18 protein-coding genes and 1 pseudogene are annotated in these 17,237 nt (G+C 68.4%); 13 read left to right on the forward strand and 6 right to left on the reverse strand.

What is annotated here, in order from left to right; all coding sequences use genetic code 11:
- The first annotated feature begins 11 nt into the window (after positions 1–11).
- The 4 genes from AC3WTE_RS15675 (at position 12) to deoC (ending at position 2,191) form a co-directional block, all read left to right on the forward strand.
- Complete coding sequence (locus AC3WTE_RS15675; protein ID WP_459366857.1) at positions 12–698, forward strand: heparin-binding hemagglutinin; 687 nt, start codon at positions 12–14, stop codon at positions 696–698.
- 102 nt (positions 699–800) lie between these two features.
- Complete coding sequence (locus AC3WTE_RS15680; RefSeq protein WP_492438851.1) at positions 801–1,085, forward strand: DUF2516 family protein; 285 nt, start codon at positions 801–803, stop codon at positions 1,083–1,085.
- Positions 1,086–1,088: 3 nt separating this feature from the next.
- On the forward strand, positions 1,089–1,511 hold the full coding sequence (locus AC3WTE_RS15685) for a DUF2599 domain-containing protein (protein WP_492438853.1): 423 nt from the start codon (positions 1,089–1,091) through the stop codon (positions 1,509–1,511).
- On the forward strand, positions 1,511–2,191 hold the full coding sequence (gene deoC / locus AC3WTE_RS15690; RefSeq protein ID WP_492438855.1) for a deoxyribose-phosphate aldolase: 681 nt from the start codon (positions 1,511–1,513) through the stop codon (positions 2,189–2,191). Before AC3WTE_RS15685 ends, deoC begins: the two co-directional genes overlap by 1 nt.
- A 3-nt stretch (positions 2,192–2,194) precedes the next feature.
- Here deoC and AC3WTE_RS15695 read toward each other — a convergent pair whose 3' ends face one another.
- From AC3WTE_RS15695 to AC3WTE_RS15715, 5 genes are all read right to left on the reverse strand, one after another.
- Complete coding sequence (locus AC3WTE_RS15695) at positions 2,195–3,205, reverse strand: LmeA family phospholipid-binding protein (RefSeq protein ID WP_492438856.1); 1,011 nt, start codon at positions 3,203–3,205, stop codon at positions 2,195–2,197.
- Positions 3,202–4,032 (reverse strand): carbon-nitrogen hydrolase family protein, encoded by an 831-nt coding sequence (locus AC3WTE_RS15700; RefSeq protein ID WP_492438858.1) that lies wholly within the window; start codon positions 4,030–4,032, stop codon positions 3,202–3,204. Before AC3WTE_RS15700 ends, AC3WTE_RS15695 begins: the two co-directional genes overlap by 4 nt.
- 27 nt (positions 4,033–4,059) lie before the next feature.
- Positions 4,060–5,169 carry a glycoside hydrolase family 3 N-terminal domain-containing protein gene (locus AC3WTE_RS15705; protein ID WP_492439192.1) on the reverse strand — a complete coding sequence of 370 codons (1,110 nt, stop codon included), beginning with the start codon at positions 5,167–5,169 and terminating at the stop codon, positions 4,060–4,062.
- Between the two features lie 123 nt (positions 5,170–5,292).
- Positions 5,293–6,102, reverse strand: a complete 810-nt coding sequence (locus tag AC3WTE_RS15710) for a class I SAM-dependent methyltransferase (RefSeq protein WP_492438860.1) — start codon at positions 6,100–6,102, stop codon at positions 5,293–5,295.
- A 20-nt stretch (positions 6,103–6,122) separates the two neighbouring features.
- On the reverse strand, positions 6,123–6,629 hold the full coding sequence (locus tag AC3WTE_RS15715) for a DUF2505 domain-containing protein (RefSeq protein ID WP_492438862.1): 507 nt from the start codon (positions 6,627–6,629) through the stop codon (positions 6,123–6,125).
- A gap of 26 nt (positions 6,630–6,655) precedes the next feature.
- Between AC3WTE_RS15715 and AC3WTE_RS15720 the strand changes: the two genes are divergently transcribed.
- Positions 6,656–7,714: a UDP-N-acetylmuramate dehydrogenase gene (locus tag AC3WTE_RS15720; protein ID WP_492438864.1), complete on the forward strand. Its 1,059-nt coding sequence runs from the start codon at positions 6,656–6,658 to the stop codon at positions 7,712–7,714.
- A 35-nt stretch (positions 7,715–7,749) separates the two neighbouring features.
- Positions 7,750–9,027, forward strand: a pseudogene (locus AC3WTE_RS15725) (L,D-transpeptidase); the annotation flags it as partial.
- A gap of 85 nt (positions 9,028–9,112) precedes the next feature.
- On the opposite strand, the gene AC3WTE_RS15730 reads toward AC3WTE_RS15725, so the two are convergent.
- On the reverse strand, positions 9,113–9,874 hold the full coding sequence (locus tag AC3WTE_RS15730; RefSeq protein WP_492438866.1) for an SDR family oxidoreductase: 762 nt from the start codon (positions 9,872–9,874) through the stop codon (positions 9,113–9,115).
- Positions 9,875–10,113: 239 nt separating this feature from the next.
- Between AC3WTE_RS15730 and AC3WTE_RS15735 the strand changes: the two genes are divergently transcribed.
- The 7 genes from AC3WTE_RS15735 (at position 10,114) to regX (ending at position 17,235) form a co-directional block, all read left to right on the forward strand.
- Positions 10,114–11,412 (forward strand): ROK family transcriptional regulator, encoded by a 1,299-nt coding sequence (locus tag AC3WTE_RS15735; RefSeq protein ID WP_492438868.1) that lies wholly within the window; start codon positions 10,114–10,116, stop codon positions 11,410–11,412.
- 102 nt (positions 11,413–11,514) lie between these two features.
- On the forward strand, positions 11,515–12,852 hold the full coding sequence (gene mshA / locus AC3WTE_RS15740) for a D-inositol-3-phosphate glycosyltransferase (protein ID WP_492438870.1): 1,338 nt from the start codon (positions 11,515–11,517) through the stop codon (positions 12,850–12,852).
- Positions 12,849–13,355 carry a type III secretion system chaperone family protein gene (locus AC3WTE_RS15745; RefSeq protein WP_492438872.1) on the forward strand — a complete coding sequence of 169 codons (507 nt, stop codon included), beginning with the start codon at positions 12,849–12,851 and terminating at the stop codon, positions 13,353–13,355. The genes mshA and AC3WTE_RS15745 overlap by 4 nt, the downstream gene beginning before the upstream one ends.
- A gap of 115 nt (positions 13,356–13,470) precedes the next feature.
- Positions 13,471–14,319, forward strand: a complete 849-nt coding sequence (locus AC3WTE_RS15750; RefSeq protein WP_492438874.1) for a type IV toxin-antitoxin system AbiEi family antitoxin — start codon at positions 13,471–13,473, stop codon at positions 14,317–14,319.
- Between the two features lie 148 nt (positions 14,320–14,467).
- The gene (locus AC3WTE_RS15755) at positions 14,468–15,211 is read left to right on the forward strand and encodes a phosphoglyceromutase (protein WP_492438876.1); all 744 of its coding nucleotides are present in this window, start codon (positions 14,468–14,470) and stop codon (positions 15,209–15,211) included.
- A gap of 123 nt (positions 15,212–15,334) precedes the next feature.
- Positions 15,335–16,552, forward strand: coding sequence for a sensor histidine kinase (locus AC3WTE_RS15760; RefSeq protein ID WP_492438878.1), 1,218 nt, complete (start codon positions 15,335–15,337; stop codon positions 16,550–16,552).
- Positions 16,549–17,235 (forward strand): two-component sensory transduction protein RegX, encoded by a 687-nt coding sequence (gene regX / locus AC3WTE_RS15765; RefSeq protein WP_492438880.1) that lies wholly within the window; start codon positions 16,549–16,551, stop codon positions 17,233–17,235. The genes AC3WTE_RS15760 and regX overlap by 4 nt, the downstream gene beginning before the upstream one ends.
- Positions 17,236–17,237 lie beyond the last annotated feature (2 nt).

The following is a 17,237-nucleotide window of genomic DNA, read 5'->3' on the forward strand; positions in this document are numbered from 1 at the left end:
AAACAAAGACCATGGCAGAGAACAAAGAGACCAGCCAGCCCACCATCGAAGACCTGAAGGCCCCCCTGTTCGCCGCCGTCGGCGCCGCGGACCTGGCCCTGGCTACTGTCAACGAGATCGTCGCGAGCCTGCGTGAGCGTGCCGAAGAGGCCCGCACCGATGCCAACGCCCGCGTCGAAGAGGGCCGTGCCCGCCTGACCAAGCTGCAGGAAGAGCTGCCGGGCCAGGTTGATGAGCTGCGCGAGAAGTTCAGCACCGAAGAGCTGCGCAAGGCCGCCGAGACCTACGCCGAGAACGCTCAGAACACCTACAACAAGCTGGTCGAGCGCGGCGAGGCCGCCCTGGAGCGCCTGCGCGCCCAGTCGTCGATCGAGACCGTTCGCGAGCGCGTCGAGGACGTCCGTGGCCGTGTCGAGAACTACACCGAGCAGGTCACCGAGCTGACCCAGGACGCCCTGGGCAACGTGGCGAGCCAGACCCGCGCCGTCGGTGAGCGTGCCGCCAAGCTGGTCGGCGTCGAGCTGCCCGAGAAGGAAGAGGCCCCGGCCAAGGCTGCCAAGAAGGCTGCGCCGGCCAAGACGGCCGCCAAGAAGGCCGCCCCGGCCAAGGCTGCTGCGACCAAGGCCGCCCCGGCCAAGGCCGCTGCCAAGGCTCCGGCCAAGAAGGCCGCTCCGGCCAAGAAGGTCACCCAGAAGTAATCAGGTTTCCCGGGACGAGCGAAGCGGCGGGAGAGTTTCCCGCGGCGAGCGCAGCGACGGGAGCGTTAGACGTCAGGGACGTAACCCACATAGGCTGAGGGCGTGTACCTCGGAAGCCTGGTGGGTTACGTCCTTTTCGCGTTGCAGATCGCGGTGCTCGCCACGACCGTGTATGCGTTCGTGCACGCCGCCATACAGCGGCCGGACGCCTACACCGCGGTCGACAAGCTGACCAAGCCGGTTTGGCTGGCGATCCTGGGCGGCGGTGCGGTCCTGGGCTGGATCATCGGGCCGCCGGTGGGTGCGGCCATCGCGGCCTGCGCCACCGGTGTGTACCTGGTCGACGTGAAGCCCAAACTCCTTGAGGTCCAAGGGAAATCCCGGTAATCGGTGCGCTCGATCCTGAGCGGGGTCCTGGTTGCCGCCGCGGTGGTGCTGGCGCCCCCGGTTCTGGCCGACCCTCTTGATCCCACTCCACAACCTGTTCCGCCGCCGCCCTACGTCGACCACACCCGCTGGACGCAGTGGGACGGCGTATCGAGCCTTCGGGTCTACCCGACCGTGGCCGGCCGGCGCGCGTCCGGCCTGGGCGCCACGCAGCCGGGAGACGAGGCCTGGTCCGAGGTCCTGAACCTGGCGCCGGACGCCGGCACCCCCGGGATGCGGGCCCAGTTCATGTGCCACTGGTATTTCGCCGAAGCCGCCGCGCCGGGCAAGACCAGCTGGAATCTGGAGCCGTGGCGCCCGGTGGTCGATGACAACCAGATGTTGAAAGCGCGTTGCAATCCCGGTGGCACAGAGGAGCCGTTCTGATGAGTTGGAACCGCGAGCAGGTGGCCGCACTGGTCGACCACACCCTGCTCAAACCCGAGGCGACCGCCGCGGACGTCGCGAGCCTGTGCTGGGAGGCCGCCGATCTGGGGGTCTGCGCGGTCTGCGTGTCGCCGTCGATGCTGGCCGCGGTCGAGGTGCCCGAACGCATCAAGGTCGCCACCGTCGTGGGATTCCCGTCGGGCAAGCACGATTCGCAGATCAAGGCCCGCGAGGCGGCGCTGTCGATCGTCGGGGGCGACGGCCGGCGCGGTGCCGACGAGATCGACATGGTGATCGACGTCGGTGCCGCCATCGCAGGTGATATTTCTGCCGTGTTCGCCGACATCACCGCGGTCCGTGGGGCCGCCCCGACAGCGGTGCTGAAGGTGATCGTCGAGTCCGCGGCGCTGCTGAACATGGCCGGCGCACCGACGCTGGCAGACGTCTGCCGCGCGGCCGCCGACGCCGGCGCCGATTTCGTGAAGACCTCCACTGGATTCCACCCAGCCGGCGGCGCGTCTGTGCAGGCCGTGGAGATCATGGCGCAGACCGTCCCCGGCCTCGGCGTCAAAGCCAGCGGCGGTATTCGTGAGGCCGCGAACGCCGTGGCCCTGCTCGACGCGGGTGCCACCCGGCTCGGCCTGTCTGGTACCCGCGCCGTCCTCGACGGGCTGGGCTAGGGATCAGAGCCCGGAGAAGCAGGAGTTCTGGTTGGCCAGCGGAATGGTCGCGTTCTTGGTCGAGAACTTCGCGGTCACGCCGGTGCCGGTGACCTGCAGGCTGTCCGGGTGGATGCCCATCGGGTAGTCCTTGGTCAGCTGCGAGGCGAACATGTTGAGCGCGGGCTGGATCGATTCGCGCGGCAGCAGGAAGCCGAGCCCGGTCAGCTGCTCCACCTGAAGAGTCAGGTCGCCGTCGGAGATCGTCGGCTTGGCCACGATCTGGGTCATGGGCGCATCCAGCACGATGGTGCCCGACGACGGGTCGGTGGTGACGTCCGAGACCAGGCCACCCAGCACAGGGACGGTGTCGGCGATGGTCTGCTTGATGCCGTCGGTCGACCAGGTGACGGTCGCGTCGAGCGCCCCGATGGTGCCGGCCGACTTGTCGGTCTTCGCGAGTTTGACGTCGCTGATCGTGATCTGGGCCTTCATACCCTTGGCGAAGCGCACCTGGTTGCCCGCGGTGGTCACCGTGATCTTGTCGTAGTTGCTGTTGGCGACCTGCCACAGGAACGGCGTGGGCCCGAAGGCGACGTCCACCTTGTCCTGGACGACGCACTGGACAGCCTGGGACACGACGCTGTTGCCGCGGCTGCGGGCGTAGAACTCGCCGCCGACGACGCCGGCCGCCGACAGCGCGAGCGCGATGACGATGATCAGGATCAGCGACATCGGGTCGCGCAGCAGCTCCATGACACTGCGGCGCTTCTTCGGCGGGTCGGTGGCGGGCACCTGCTGGGGAGCCGGGTACGACGTCGGCGGTACGCCACCGGCGTCGTAGGCCGGCGGGGCGGGAACGTCAGCGCCGTAGGCGGGCGGCACATCGGCCGCCGCCGGTGCCGGTTGTTCGGCGGCCGTCAGCACCTCGGTGGGCTGGGCACCCGGAGCCGCGGGGACTTGGGTCGCCTCCGGCGCGGGCTCGGCGGATGGTGCAGCGTCCTCATTGGCAGGGCGGGCCCAGGGGTCAGTCACCCTTGCGATTGTGCCTTACGCGCAATGGTGGTGCGGTTGCGCAGCACGGCGATGGTCTCACGGGCTTGCTCGACTGCGGCCAGGTCGACGTCGGTGACCAGCAGTTCCGGGTCGAGGCCGGCCTGCGCCACGATCTCACCTGTGGGGGAGGCCACCAGGCTGCCGCCGCTGCCCGTCGGCCCCTTCTTGGCGACCTCGTCACCGGGGTAGGCCTGATCGACGGCGGCGACGACGCAGTTGGTGTCGAGCGCACGGGCCCGGGCCAGCAGCGTCCACTGCTCGAGCTTTCCTGGGCCCGACCCCCACGACGCGTGAACGGTCAGTAGCTTGGCGCCGCGTTCGGCGAGCTCCAGGTGCAGCTCCGGGAAGCGGATGTCGTAACACGTCGTGACGCCGACCGAAACGGCGCCGTCGGCGGTCGGGACGTCGATTACGACGGGCTCGAAACCCCTTGCGACAGTGTGTGATTCGACGAATCCGAAGGCGTCGTACAGGTGGATCTTGTGGTAATGCGCGTCAAGGTCCGGGCCGGCCGCGATCAGGGTGTTGGTGACCCGGCCGTCTGTGCCGTCCTCGGCCGGACAGAACATCCCCGCCACCACGGTGACACCCGAACGTGCGGCGATGTCCCGCACCGCGTTCGCCCACGGGCCGTCCAGCGGTTGGGCCACGGGCGCCAGTGGCACCCCGAACCGGCACATCGTCGCCTCGGGGAACAACACCAGGTCAGCGCCGGCTTCGGCGGCCCGTGCCGTGTGGTCGGCGACCACTTCCAGGTTGGCCTCGGGATCGGTTCCCGCGGCGATCTGGGCCAGTGCGATTCGCATGCGGCCAGCGTAGTGACGGCAGCCGGCTCAGGCGGGGCAGGCCAGGACGGGATTCTTCGTCATCGCCATGTGGCGCACCGCGTCGTCGACGCGCTCTGGGGACAGTTCGTGGGCGTCGACGGCCTGCTGCAGGCGGTCGAGGACGTCCGGAACTTCCTTGGTCGTGATCCACAGCGCGGTGTCGGCACCTGCCTGCAGGGCCTTGAGCACCGCCTCCGGCACGCTGTAGCGCTGTGTGATGGCACCCATGCTGGACAGGTCGTCGGTGAAGGCAGCGCCATTGAAAGACGGGTAGGGCTGTCCGCCATATCTGCCACCCCGCAGCAGGTCATAGGCGGCCTTGGACAAGCTGGCCGGGTCGGTCCCGGTGAGGCCGGGCACCTGCATGTGGCCGACCATCACGGCGACGGGCGTGCTGGTGGTCAAGGACTGGTAGGGGACCAGGTCCAGCGTTTCCAGCTGTGCCAGGGGCGGAGTGACGACGCCACCTTTGTGTGAGTCGCCGGAAGCATGGCCGTGGCCGGGGAAATGTTTGAGTACCGGCAGGAGTCCGGCGTCGCGCAGGCCGTCGGCGTACGCCCCGGCGTAGGCGGTGACGGCTTCGGCGGTATTGCCCCAGGACCGGTCCCCGATCACGGTGCCGTCGGCCGCATCGGTGATGTCGACGACGGGCGCGAAGTCGATGGTGATGCCGAGTTCTCTCATCGCCAGGCCGCGTTGCCTGGCGATGTCCCGGACCTGTTCCGGGGTCTTGCCGGCGGCGACGAGCTCGCGGGGTGACGGCTGGCTGCCGATGAGGCCTTTCAGCCGCTGCACGCGGCCACCTTCCTCGTCGACACTGACCGCCAGCGGCAGCGGCCGCGGCTCCTGGGCCAGGGCAGCCAGGGGAGCGCCGAGCATCGAATAGTCGGTCCAGCTGGTGATGAAGATGCCGCCGACCTCGTGCTCCCGGACCACCGCCTGCGCGTCGGCCAGGTTCTTGACCCCGACCATCAACAGCTGCGCCAGCTTCTGGCGTGGCGTGAGTGCGTTCACCGTGGCGTCGAGTCTCTGACAGGCGGGTGGCTCGGCTGCCGCGGCGACGGATGACGTCGGTGGGTGTTCGGTCGGTGCCTGGGCGGGCCGGGGCTTGCTCATGACGGCCGCGACGATCAGGGCGACGACGATCAGCGCCGCGGCCGATGCCAGAACGACGGGCGAGCGCAGTCGGCTGCGGGGTGGGTCGTTCTTGTCCACGCGCACCGACGGCATACGCGAACCCTATGCGCTGGGCGCCACGGCAGCCCACGGCACGGTCAGCACGCCGTCGCGCAAACGGCGCCGCGGGGGCTCCAGCGGATAACCCTCATCGACCAGAAGGTCGAGCATCGCGCGCCACCGGACGCGCGGCCCGAACACCCCGTGCCCGGCCGTCGTGGCCCAGGCGCGGTCCGCGGCCTGCAGCAGTCGGTGGATCGGCTGGCCCGGAACATTGTGGTGGATAAGCACTTTCGGCAGTCTCTCCGCCAGGTCGGACGGGCGTTCGATCGCGAACGGGTCGCACGACAAGGTCAGGCTCACGGGTCCGTCGGCATCGAGCAGCACCCAGCAGCAGCGTCGCCCCAACTCGTCGCACGTGCCGTCGACCAGCAGCCCACCCGGTGCCAGCCGCCCCGTCATCTCCGCCCAGGCGGCGGGCACATCGGCGACGTCGTACTGCCGCAGCACGTTGAACGCGCGGACCAAAACCGGTGTGTGCCCGGCCAATTCGAAGCCGCCGAGGCCGAATTCGACGATGTCGCCGGCCAATTCACGGGCCAGCCGCACCCGCTCCGGGTGAATCTCCAAGCCGACCACCCGAACATCGGCCCGGACCGTACGCAGCCGCGAGGCCAGTTCCACGGTGGTCACCGGTAGCGCGCCGTAACCGAGGTCGACGACCAAGGGCTCGGCCGCGGTGCGCAGCACGGCCCGGACCCGCGGCGAGTGCACCAGCCAGCGGTCGCTGCGGCGCAGGCGGTTGTATCCCGTGGTGCCGCGCGTCGGCTGGCCGACAAGTGTGCCCCGTGGCTGGCCGACGGGCGAATTCATGGCCCGAGTTTATGGGCGGTTCACCAGCGGGCGGCGATCCAGGCGGTGGTGAATTTCTGCTCGAGCTCGATCAGATATCTGAGTTGCTGGCCCAGCATCTCCTCGAGCTTGCCGCCGATCAGCGGGATGCGCACCTCGACGAGAGCCGAGAAGTCGAGTCGCGCACCGCTGTTGGTTGGAGTCAGGACACCGGTGCCCGTGATGGTGGCCGGCGCGCCGGGGACCCGGCTGCGGACCGTTCCGACCGCACGTCCGTCGGTCAGCGGGCCCCAATGCTCTTCCCTCACGAGGCTGAGGTCACCGAGGTGGAACTGGGTGACGACGGCGGGCAAGCCGGCGGCACGCACGGTCTGGGTGGTGGTGACGTTGGTTCCGCCGCGGCCGTCGTCAGCGAAGGAGTCGAGGGTGGACTCGTCGGCACTCGCCTCGGCCAGCCGGTCCAGCCAGTAGTCCTTGCTGCAGAAAGCGCTGTGCACCTGCGCCACGGTGCCGAGGTATTCGGCAACCATGTCGAAAGAGCGGGCCATACTCGGCCACGCTACCGTTAGCGGCCGTGGTCAGTTCGGATATCGGGGGCGCGGCGGTCGACTATGACGTGCCGTTGGCACCCCTGACCTCGTTTCGCGTGGGACCGGTGGCAGCCCGTCTGATCACCTGCGATACCACTGCCAAGGTGGTCGGGGCGCTGAGCGCGCTGCGGGATCACCCGGGTCCGCTGCTGGTGCTGGCCGGTGGTTCGAATGTGCTGATCGCCGATGACCTGGTCGATTTGACCGTGGTGCTGCTGGCGAACACCGAGATCACCGTCGAGGGCAATGTGGTGCGCGCCGAGGCCGGCGCGCTGTGGGACGACGTGGTCGTGGCCTCGCTGGCCCATGGGCTCGGCGGTCTCGAGTGTCTGTCCGGGATTCCCGGCTCGGCCGGGGCGACACCGGTGCAGAACGTCGGCGCCTACGGGGCCGAGGTGGCCGACACCATCAGCCGCGTCCGACTCTTCGACCGCGTGACCGGCCAGGACAGCTGGGTCGGCCCCGAAGCCCTGGACTTCGGCTACCGGCACAGCGTGCTGAAGAACTCCGACCAGGCCGTCGTGCTGGAGGTGGAGTTCACGCTCGACCCCGACGGTCTCAGTGCGCCGCTGCGGTACGGCGAACTCGCTACCCGGCTCGGTGCCGAGGCGGGCACGCGCGTCGACGCGCTCGCGGTTCGCGAGGCGGTGCTGGCGTTGCGGCGCGGCAAGGGCATGGTGTCCGACGCGGCCGACCACGACACGTGGAGCGCCGGTTCGTTCTTCACCAACCCGGTGGTGCCGCAGGACGTCTTCGAGCGCATCAGAGACAGCGCAGCCGGGCCGGTGCCCAACTACCCGGCGCCGAACGGGGTCAAGCTGGCGGCCGGCTGGCTGGTGGAACAGGCCGGTTTCGGCAAGGGCTACCCGGGCGACGGCGCTGCGGCGCGGCTTTCCACCAAGCACTCGCTGGCCCTGACGAACCGTGGCTTTGCTGGCAGTGCGGACGTATTAGCGCTGGCCAGGACGGTTCGGGACGGCGTCAAGGCCGCTTTCGGGATAGATCTCACACCGGAACCGTGCTTAGTCGGCTGTTCGCTGTAGGTAAATTCAAGCCTGTGAGTGTGAACCGGCGACAGATGCTGACCGCGATTGCCGTCGGCACTTCCGGCGTGCTTGCCGCATGCTCTGACAAATCAGGCACTTCATCGTCTTCTGGCCCCGCCAAGGAGACTGCGGCGCCCGTCATCACCTACCGGCCCGCCAACGGCGCCACCGACGTCGTGCCGACCAGCAGCATCGGTGTGGACGTGACCGACGGCTGGTTCCAGAAGCTGAAGCTCACCAACGCCGACGGCAAGGTCGTCGCCGCGGTGTTCAACAAGGACCGCACGTCGTTCAACACCGCCGAGCCCCTGGGCTTCGGCGCGACGTACACGTTCACCGGTTCCGCCGTCGGCCGCGACGGCAAGGCCGTGCCGGTGTCCGCGACGTTCACCACAGTGAACCCCACCAAGCAGGTCAACGGGCAGTTCCAGCTCGCTGACGGGCAGACCGTCGGGGTGGCAGCGCCGATCATCCTGCAGTTCGACGCGCCGATCAGCGACAAGGCCGCGGTCGAGCGCAACGTCAAGGTCACCACCGAGCCTCCGGTCGAGGGCAGTTGGGCCTGGCTGCCCGACGAGCGTGAGGGGTCGCGCATGCACTGGCGCCCCCGCGAGTACTACCCCGCGGGGACCAAAGTGCACGTCGCGGCCAAGTTGTACGGTGCGCCGTTCGGCGACGGCGCCTACGGCGCGCAGGACAGCACGCTGGACATCTCGATCGGTCGCCGTCAGGTGGTCAAGGCCGACGCCACCAGCCACCGCATCCAGGTGATCACCGACAGCGGTGTGCTGTTCGACTTCCCATGCAGTTACGGCGAGGCCGACAAGCCACGCAATATCACGCGCAGCGGCGTCCACGTGGTCAGCGAGAAGTACGCGGACTTCTGGATGTCCAACCCGGCCGCCGGGTATGACCACGTCCACGAGCGCTGGGCGGTGCGCATCTCGAACAACGGTGAGTTCATCCACGCCAACCCGGCCAGTTCGGGGGCGCAGGGCAACACCAACGTGACCAACGGCTGTATCAACCTGTCGACCGACAACGCCGAGCAGTACTTCCAGACCGCCATGTACGGAGACCCGGTCGAGGTGACCGGCACGTCGATCCAGCTGTCCTACGCCGACGGCGACATCTGGGACTGGGCGGTCGACTGGGCCACCTGGGTGTCGATGTCGGCCTTGCCGCCGGCGAACGCCGCGCCGCCGGAGACGTCCATTCCGCAGAGCGCGCCGGCCACCCCGACCGATGCGCCGACGTACTCGGGTACGCCGACCACCACGACGACACCGCCGCCGCAGGGGCCGGCCACCTCGTCGACGACGACCACCACGTCGACCACGACGACCACCACGTCATCGACGACGCCGACCACGACAACGTCGTCGGCCGCGACGACTACTTCGGCTGCCGGTTGAACCGGCTGTAGGGCGCCTGGTCGCGCGGCCGCATGACGATCTGGTCCAGGTCGACGTGCGGCGGCCGGGACGCGACGAAACCGATCACCTCGGCGACGTCCTCGGCGACCAGTGGCGTGATGCCCTCGTAGACGGCATCGGCGCGCGCCTCGTCACCGTCGAACCGCACCAGCGAGAACTCGGTCTCGACGGCGCCCGGCGCAATCTCGGTGAGCCGCACCGGCTTTCCCAGCAATTCGCCACGCAGGGTGCGGTGCAGCGCGCCCTGGCCGTGCTTGGCCGCGATGTATCCGGCGCCGTTGTCGTAGGTCTCGAGCGCCGCGATGGACGTGACGGTGACGACCAGCCCGTCGCCGGACGCGATCAGCGCGGGCAGCAGCGCGCGAGTGACCCGGAGGGTGCCCATCACGTTGGTCTGCCACATCCAGTCCCAGTGCTCGAGGTTGGCCTCGGCGACCGGGGCCAGGCCTTTGGCGCCGCCGGCGTTGTTCACCAGGATGTGCACCGGTCCAAGATCGTTGACCTGGGCCGCAAGAGCGTCCACCGATGCCTGGTCGGTGACGTCAGTCACAGCGGCGCTGCCGCCGATCTCGGCCGCGAGCGCGGTGATCCGATCGGCACGACGAGCCGCGCAGACGACGTGAAAGCCAAGAGCAGCAAGGGTTTTCGCGGTAGCGGCGCCGATTCCGGAGCTGGCTCCGGTCACCACCGCGACACGGGTGCGGCGTTCATCTGCTGACATGTCACCGACCTTAGTCACTGGCCGCACTCGTTATCGCGATCGTTGTACGCAGCGATATGCGTGCTAAGTTCCTCTCGTGATCATCAGTCAGGCATCCGGCGTCGCTGTGCGGCGTTCGTGTTGTTGTTGTCGCGCTTCGCGCTGCGCCTGACTCACGACACGGATCTCTTCGTCCTAGCTGTCGGCAGGTGTGGCCTCAGGACCCACCACAAGCCCGACTTCTTCCCTAGGACGCCCGAATGTCTGTTTCCATTTCCACCGTCGCCGCTCGTTCTGGCGGCCGTGCCGCTGTTCACTCCAATGCCCACGCCAAGCGCACCCTTCTTGCCCGGCACCATATCGTCGCGCCGTCGTTGCGGGTCGCCGACGCCGCCGCCGGCTCGGTCTTCAGCGCCGCCCGCCTGCGCGGCCCTATCGCCCGGGACGTGATCGCGCAGGCCACCGGCCTGAGCATCGCCACGGTGAACCGGCAGGTCACGGCTCTGCTGGACGCCGGAATGCTGCGGGAGCGGGCCGACCTGGCCGTGGCCGGCGCCATCGGCCGTCCGCGCATTCCCGTCGAGGTGAACCACGAGCCGTTCCTGACCCTCGGCCTGCACGTCGGCGCCCGCACCACCGCGATCGTGGCCACCGACCTGTTCGGCCGCACCCTCGACGTGGTGGAGACGCCCACGCCGCGCGGTGACCAGAATGCCGCGCTGGCCGCGCTGGCCGGCAGCGCACAGCGCTACCTGAGCCGCTGGCACCGGCGCCGCCCGCTGTGGGTCGGCGTCGCCGCCGGTGGTGTGGTGGACAGCGCCACCGGTCACGTCGACCACCCGCGCCTGGGCTGGGTGGACGCGCCCGTCGGGCCGGTGCTGGCGCAGACGCTGGGGCTGCCGGTGTCGTTGGCGTCGCACGTCGACGCGATGGCCGGCGCGGAACTGCTGCTGGGCGCGCGCCGCGCCGTAGTAGGCGCCGAGGCCGCGTCGGCATCGACGACCAGCCTTTATGTTTACGCCCGCGAGACGGTCGGCTACGCCCTGTCGATCGGCGGCAAGGTGCACTCGCCGGCCAGTGGCCCGGGCACCATCTCGGGATTGCCGGCGCAGTCTGAATTGCTCGGCGGTACCGGTCGGCTCGAGACCACCGTCAGCGACGAGGCCGTGCTGGCCGCCGCCCGTAAGCAGCGGATCGTGCCGGCGGATGGGCCGTCGTCGACCATTGCCGCGGTGCTGCGTGCCGCGCGGTCCGGCAATGCCGCGGCCGTCGAGCTGCTGGCCGAGCGAGCCCGCGTGCTCGGTGGCGCGGTGGCGCTGCTGCGCGACCTGCTCAACCCCGATGACCTGGTCGTGGGCGGTCAGGCGTTCTCCGAGTATCCCGAGGGCCTGCCGCTGGTAGAGCAGGCTTTCGCCGAGCGCACCGTCCTCGGTGTCCGGGATATCCGGGTGACGACGTTCGGCAACCGCGTGCAGGAAGCCGGGGCGGGCGTGGTGTCCCTCGGCGGGCTGTACGCCGACCCGATCGGCGCCATGCGCCGCGCGCTGCGCGCCGCCTAGCTTGCTTTGCTGCGTGCCGTCCCGGGGCAGCTCCCGCGAGCGCCCGCGTCGCTATGTCGGTAGTGCGGTTCGCGTCGCTCACGGGCGTTGAGCGGCCTCGGAATGCCCAGCTCGGACGCCCACACGGATAGCTGCCGACACGACGGTGTAAGGATGGAGGGCGTGCGTGTCGCCGTCCTGTCGGTCCATACCTCGCCGCTGGCCCAACCAGGCACCGGTGATGCCGGCGGTATGAACGTCTACGTCCTGCAGAGTGCCCTCGAGTTGGCCCGCCGTGGGGTCGAGGTCGAGATCTTCACGCGGGCCACGTCGTCGACCGATGCCCCGGTGGTGCGGGTGGCCCCCGGCGTGCTGGTGCGCAACGTGGTCGCCGGCCCGTTCGAGGGGCTGGACAAGTACGACCTGCCGACGCAGCTGTGCGCGTTCACCGCGGGCGTGCTGCGTGTCGAGGCCAACCACGAGCCGGGGTACTTCGACATCGTGCATTCGCACTACTGGCTCTCCGGGCAGGTGGGCTGGCTGGCATCGGATCGCTGGGCGGTGCCGTTGGTGCACACCGCGCACACGCTGGCCGCTGTGAAGAACCTCTCGCTGGCCGTAGGTGACGCCCCGGAGCCGGCGCTGCGTGCGGTCGGTGAGCAGCAGGTGGTCGACGCTGCCGACCGCCTCATCGTCAACACCGAAGACGAAGCGCAGCAACTGGTTTCGCTGCACCATGCGGACCCGGCCCGCATCGACGTGGCCTACCCGGGCGTCGACCTGGAGACCTTCACTCCTGGCGACAAAGCAGAAGCTCGTGCCGCACTGGGACTTTCGCAGAACGAGCAGGTGGTGGCCTTCGTCGGCCGCATCCAGCCGCTGAAGGCGCCCGACGTGCTGTTGCGGGCGGCCGCCAAGCTGCCCGACGTGCGCGTCGTCGTCGCGGGTGGCCCGTCGGGCAGTGGCCTGGCAGTGCCCGACGGCCTGGTTTCTCTGGCCGACGAACTGGGTATCACCGACCGCGTGACGTTCTTGCCGCCGCAGTCCCGCGACCAACTCGTGAATGTCTACCGCGCCGCGGATCTGGTTGCGGTGCCGAGTTATTCGGAATCGTTCGGCCTGGTCGCGGTCGAGGCGCAGGCTTGCGGTACGCCCGTGGTGGCCGCCGCGGTCGGTGGTTTGCCGGTGGCGGTGCGCGACGGCGTGAGCGGTGTACTGGTCGAAGGCCATGACCCGGGCGACTGGGCCAACGCCATCGGGCGAACGCTGGACCTGGGCCCGGAGTCGTTGCGCGAGGGCGCTTTACAACACGCCGCGACGTTCTCGTGGGCGCACACCGTCGACGCGCTGCTGGCCGGCTACACGCGGGCGATCGCCGACTACCGCGGGCGTCGGCCTCGACGTGATGCCGCGGCACGCCGCAGCCGCCGGTTCCTGATTCGGCGGGGAGTGCGCGCGTGACAACGCCGGACACGGTGACAAAGCTGATCGAAGACACGCTGCGCACACACGAACTCGAGTTCTCCCATCACGACGGGGGAGTGGGCGGGCGCCCGGGGATCGTGGTGGCGCTGCCGGGTGAACGCCGCCTGGTCACCAACACGCTGCTGAGCATCGGTGAGCACGGCGTGCGCCTGGAGGCGTTCGTCTGCCGCAAGCCCGACGAGAACTTCGAAGGCGTCTACAGGTACCTGTTGCGCCGCAACCGGCGGCTGTACGGCATGGCGTACACGCTGGACAACATCGGCGACATCTATTTGGTGGGCCGGATGTCACTGCACGCGGTGACCGCCGACGAGATCGACCGGCTGATGGGCCAGGTGGTCGAGGCCGTCGACTTCGACTTCAACACGCTGCTGGAGCTGGGCTTCCGCTCGTCGATCGAGAAAGAGTGGAAGTGGCGGCTGTCCCGCGGGGAGTCGCTGAAGAATTTGCAGGCGTTCGAGCACCTGCGGCCGGACTAGCGCTTCGCCCAGCCGCCGAGATGTACATATTGGTCGGTGACGGGCCGACAAAGCAGCCATTTCGTCAATCTCGTTACGTTGGAGCCGATTGGTGTCCGTGCACGTCTAACTAAGTGTGCCGATTCCATTCAGAGGGGGAGACGCGGTCGCGGCGGGCGCCCTCACCAGAGCGCAATTGCGGAGTCGCTACCAGGCGATTTTTCGCGGCATCTACCTACCTGTCGATCACGATGTGACTCTGCGAGACCGCATTCACAGCGCTGCCCTGGCGGTGCCGAATGGCGTCATCGCCGGCGCTGCCGCGGCGGCATTGCATCGCGCCAGATGGATCGATGAAGACAGTCCGATCGAGGTCATCGGAGCGGGCCGACCTCAACTCGGACTCGTGATCCGACATGACGCGCTGTGCGACGACGAGGTGGCCATCGTCAACGGCATGCGCGTCACCACCCGTGCTCGCACTGCGTTTGACCTCGCCCGTAACCCGATCCGGGGCCTCGCGGTGGCGCAACTCGACGCGTTGATGAACGCGGCGCCCTTCGAACTCGAGGATGTGTGTGTACTCGCGAAGCGCCATCGCGGCGTTCGCGGTCTCCGCGAGCTCAGGAAAGCGCTGCCCCTGGTCGACGGCGGAGCTGAATCTCCGCGAGAAACCAGGTTGCGACTGCTGTTCATCGGTAGCGGATTGCCCAGGCCTGCAACTCAATACGTGGTCTACAACAAGCTGGGTCAGTACGTGCGGCGCATCGACATGGTCTGGGAGGAATTCCGGGTGGGCGCCGAATATGACGGCGTGCAACACCTAACGGAGCGACGCCAGTACGCGAGAGATGTCTGGGTGAACCGCGAGCTGCAGCAGATGAAGTGGCACATCACCCATGTGATCAAGGAAGACAGCGATGCCGCGGTTGTGCGCGACGTACGCACTGCGCTGATCGAGCGCGGGTGGTCGGGCCGGCTTTAGGTCGGGAGACCCCGAGATGTACGTATTGGTCGGTGACGGGCCGACAAAGCAGCCATTTCGTCAATCTCGGCGGGCGGGTGCGGCGAGAGCCACAAATCCGCACGTGAGAAGATCATGCAACCCGCACGCGAGGAGGACAAAACCAGCTATGCCGACCTTGATCCTGCTGCGTCATGGCGAAAGCCAGTGGAACGAGAAGAACCTGTTCACCGGTTGGGTCGACGTCGACCTCACCGACAAGGGCCGGGCCGAGGCCGTGCGCGGCGGACAGCTGCTGGTAGAGCAGGGTGTGCTGCCGGATGTGCTGTACACGTCGCTGCTGCGCCGCGCGATCACCACCGCCAACCTGGCGCTGGACGCTGCGGACCGGCACTGGATTCCCGTGCAGCGCGACTGGCGCCTCAACGAACGCCACTACGGCGCGCTGCAGGGCCTCGACAAGGCCGAGACCCTGGCCAAGTACGGCCAGGACCAGTTCATGTCGTGGCGCCGCAGCTACGACACCCCGCCGCCCCCCATCGAAAAGGGCAGCACCTACAGCCAGGACGGTGACGTGCGGTACGCCGGCATCGACGCGCCGCTGACCGAATGCCTCGCCGACGTCGTCAAGCGGCTGGTGCCGTACTTCGAGCAGACCATCGCGGCCGACCTCAAAGCCGGCAAGACGGTACTGGTCGCCGCGCACGGCAACTCGCTGCGCGCCCTGGTCAAGTACCTGGACGGCATGTCCGACGACGAGATCACCGGGCTGAACATCCCGACGGGTATCCCGCTGCGGTACGAATTGGACGAAAACCTCAAGCCGACGGTGCCCGGCGGCGAGTACCTGGATCCCGAGGCGGCCGCCGCCGGTGCCGCCGCCGTCGCCGCACAGGGCGCTGCGAAGCACTGACGCCGCGAACAGCCGGTGAACTCGGGTTAACGCCAGTGAAACACCTGGATTTGTCCGTGTGACTTGTATCGTTCTGGCCGCTCGCTGCTGGGATGGCGTTCATCTGATGCGTACGATTTGGCCGTGAGCTTGTCGTCCGCGCTGCCTCTGGTGGCCGTCTCGGCGCTGCTCGCGTTGGCTGTGGGCGTCGCGATCGGTTTGCGGTGGGCGCCGCGGTTGATCGAGCGCCGCGAGCGCCGCACCGCGGAGCAGTCCGGTCTCACGGTGTCCGAGATGTTCGCCCACATCGTGTCCATGTCCCCGCTGGGCATGGCGGTGGTAGACACCTACCGTGACGTCGTCTACACCAATGCCCTGGCCCGCGACCTCGGTCTGGTCCGCGACCGGTTGCTCGACGACCGGGCCTGGCAGGCCGCGCAACGGACCCTGGCGACCGGCGAGGACGTCGAATTCGATCTCTCTCCGGCCAAGCGGGCCACTCCGGGCCGCTCCCGTCTGGCGGTGCGCGGCCTGGCGCGTCAGTTGACCGAGGAGGACGGCCGCTTCGCGGTGGTCTACGTCAACGACCAGTCTGAACAGGCCCGCATGGAGGCCAGCCGCCGCGACTTCGTCGCGAATGTCAGCCACGAGCTCAAGACACCGGTCGGCGCCATGGGGCTGCTGGCCGAGGCGCTGCTGGCGTCCTCGGAGGACCAGGAGATGGTCAACCGGTTCGCCGAGAAAATCGTCACCGAAGCGGGCCGGCTGGCCAACATGGTCGGTGAACTGATCGAGCTGTCCCGGCTCCAGGGTGCCGAGCCGCTGCCGCATCTCGATGCGGTGGACGTGGATTCTGTTGTGGCCGAAGTGGTTTCCCGGCACAAGGTGGCCGCCGACAACGCCGATATCGCGATCACCACCGACGCGCCCCGCGGCTACCAGGTGCTGGGCAGTGAGACCCTGCTCGCGACGGCGCTCGCGAATCTGGTGTCCAACGCAATCTCCTACTCGCCCAAGGGTTCCCAGGTCTCGATCAGTCGGCGCCGGTACGGCGACAACATCGAGATCGCGGTCACCGACCGCGGCATCGGCATCGAAAAAGCCGATCAGGAACGGGTTTTCGAACGATTCTTCCGCGTCGACAAGGCGCGGTCCCGGGCCACTGGTGGCACCGGGCTGGGGTTGGCCATCGTCAAACATGTGGCGGCCAACCACAACGGAACCATCCGGCTGTGGAGTCAGCCGGGAACCGGGTCGACGTTCACGCTGTCGATTCCGGCCTATCTCGACTCGGAGGACATGGATGTCGACGAGGGAGATGACCACTCATTGCCATCACAAGGAGGGCGACAGAACCAATGACCAGTGTGCTGATCGTGGAGGACGAAGAGTCCCTGGCGGATCCCTTGGCATTCCTGTTGCGCAAGGAAGGCTTCGAAGCCACCGTCGTGACCGATGGTCCGTCGGCGCTGGCCGAGTTCGACCGGGCCGGGGCCGACATCGTGCTCCTGGACCTGATGTTGCCGGGCATGAGCGGCACCGACGTCTGTAAGCAGCTCCGCTCGCGCTCGGGTGTGCCGGTCATCATGGTGACCGCGCGCGACAGCGAGATCGACAAGGTCGTCGGCCTGGAGCTCGGTGCCGACGACTACGTCACCAAGCCGTACTCGGCCCGCGAGCTGATCGCCCGCATCCGGGCCGTGCTGCGGCGCGGCGGCGAGTCCGACGACGTCGTCGGCGCCGACGGCGTGCTGGAGGCCGGTCCGGTCCGCATGGACGTCGAACGGCACATCGTGTCGGTCAACGGCGAGGCCATCACGCTGCCGCTCAAGGAGTTCGACCTGCTCGAGTACCTGATGCGCAACAGTGGCCGGGTGCTGACCCGCGGCCAGTTGATCGACCGGGTCTGGGGCGCCGACTACGTCGGTGACACCAAGACCCTGGACGTCCACGTGAAGCGGCTGCGGTCCAAGATCGAGGCCGACCCGGCCAACCCGGTGCACCTTGTCACCGTGCGCGGGCTGGGCTACAAGCTCGAGGGCTAGTT

The organism is Mycobacterium sp. FW102-FHT13B02 (assembly GCF_058790275.1).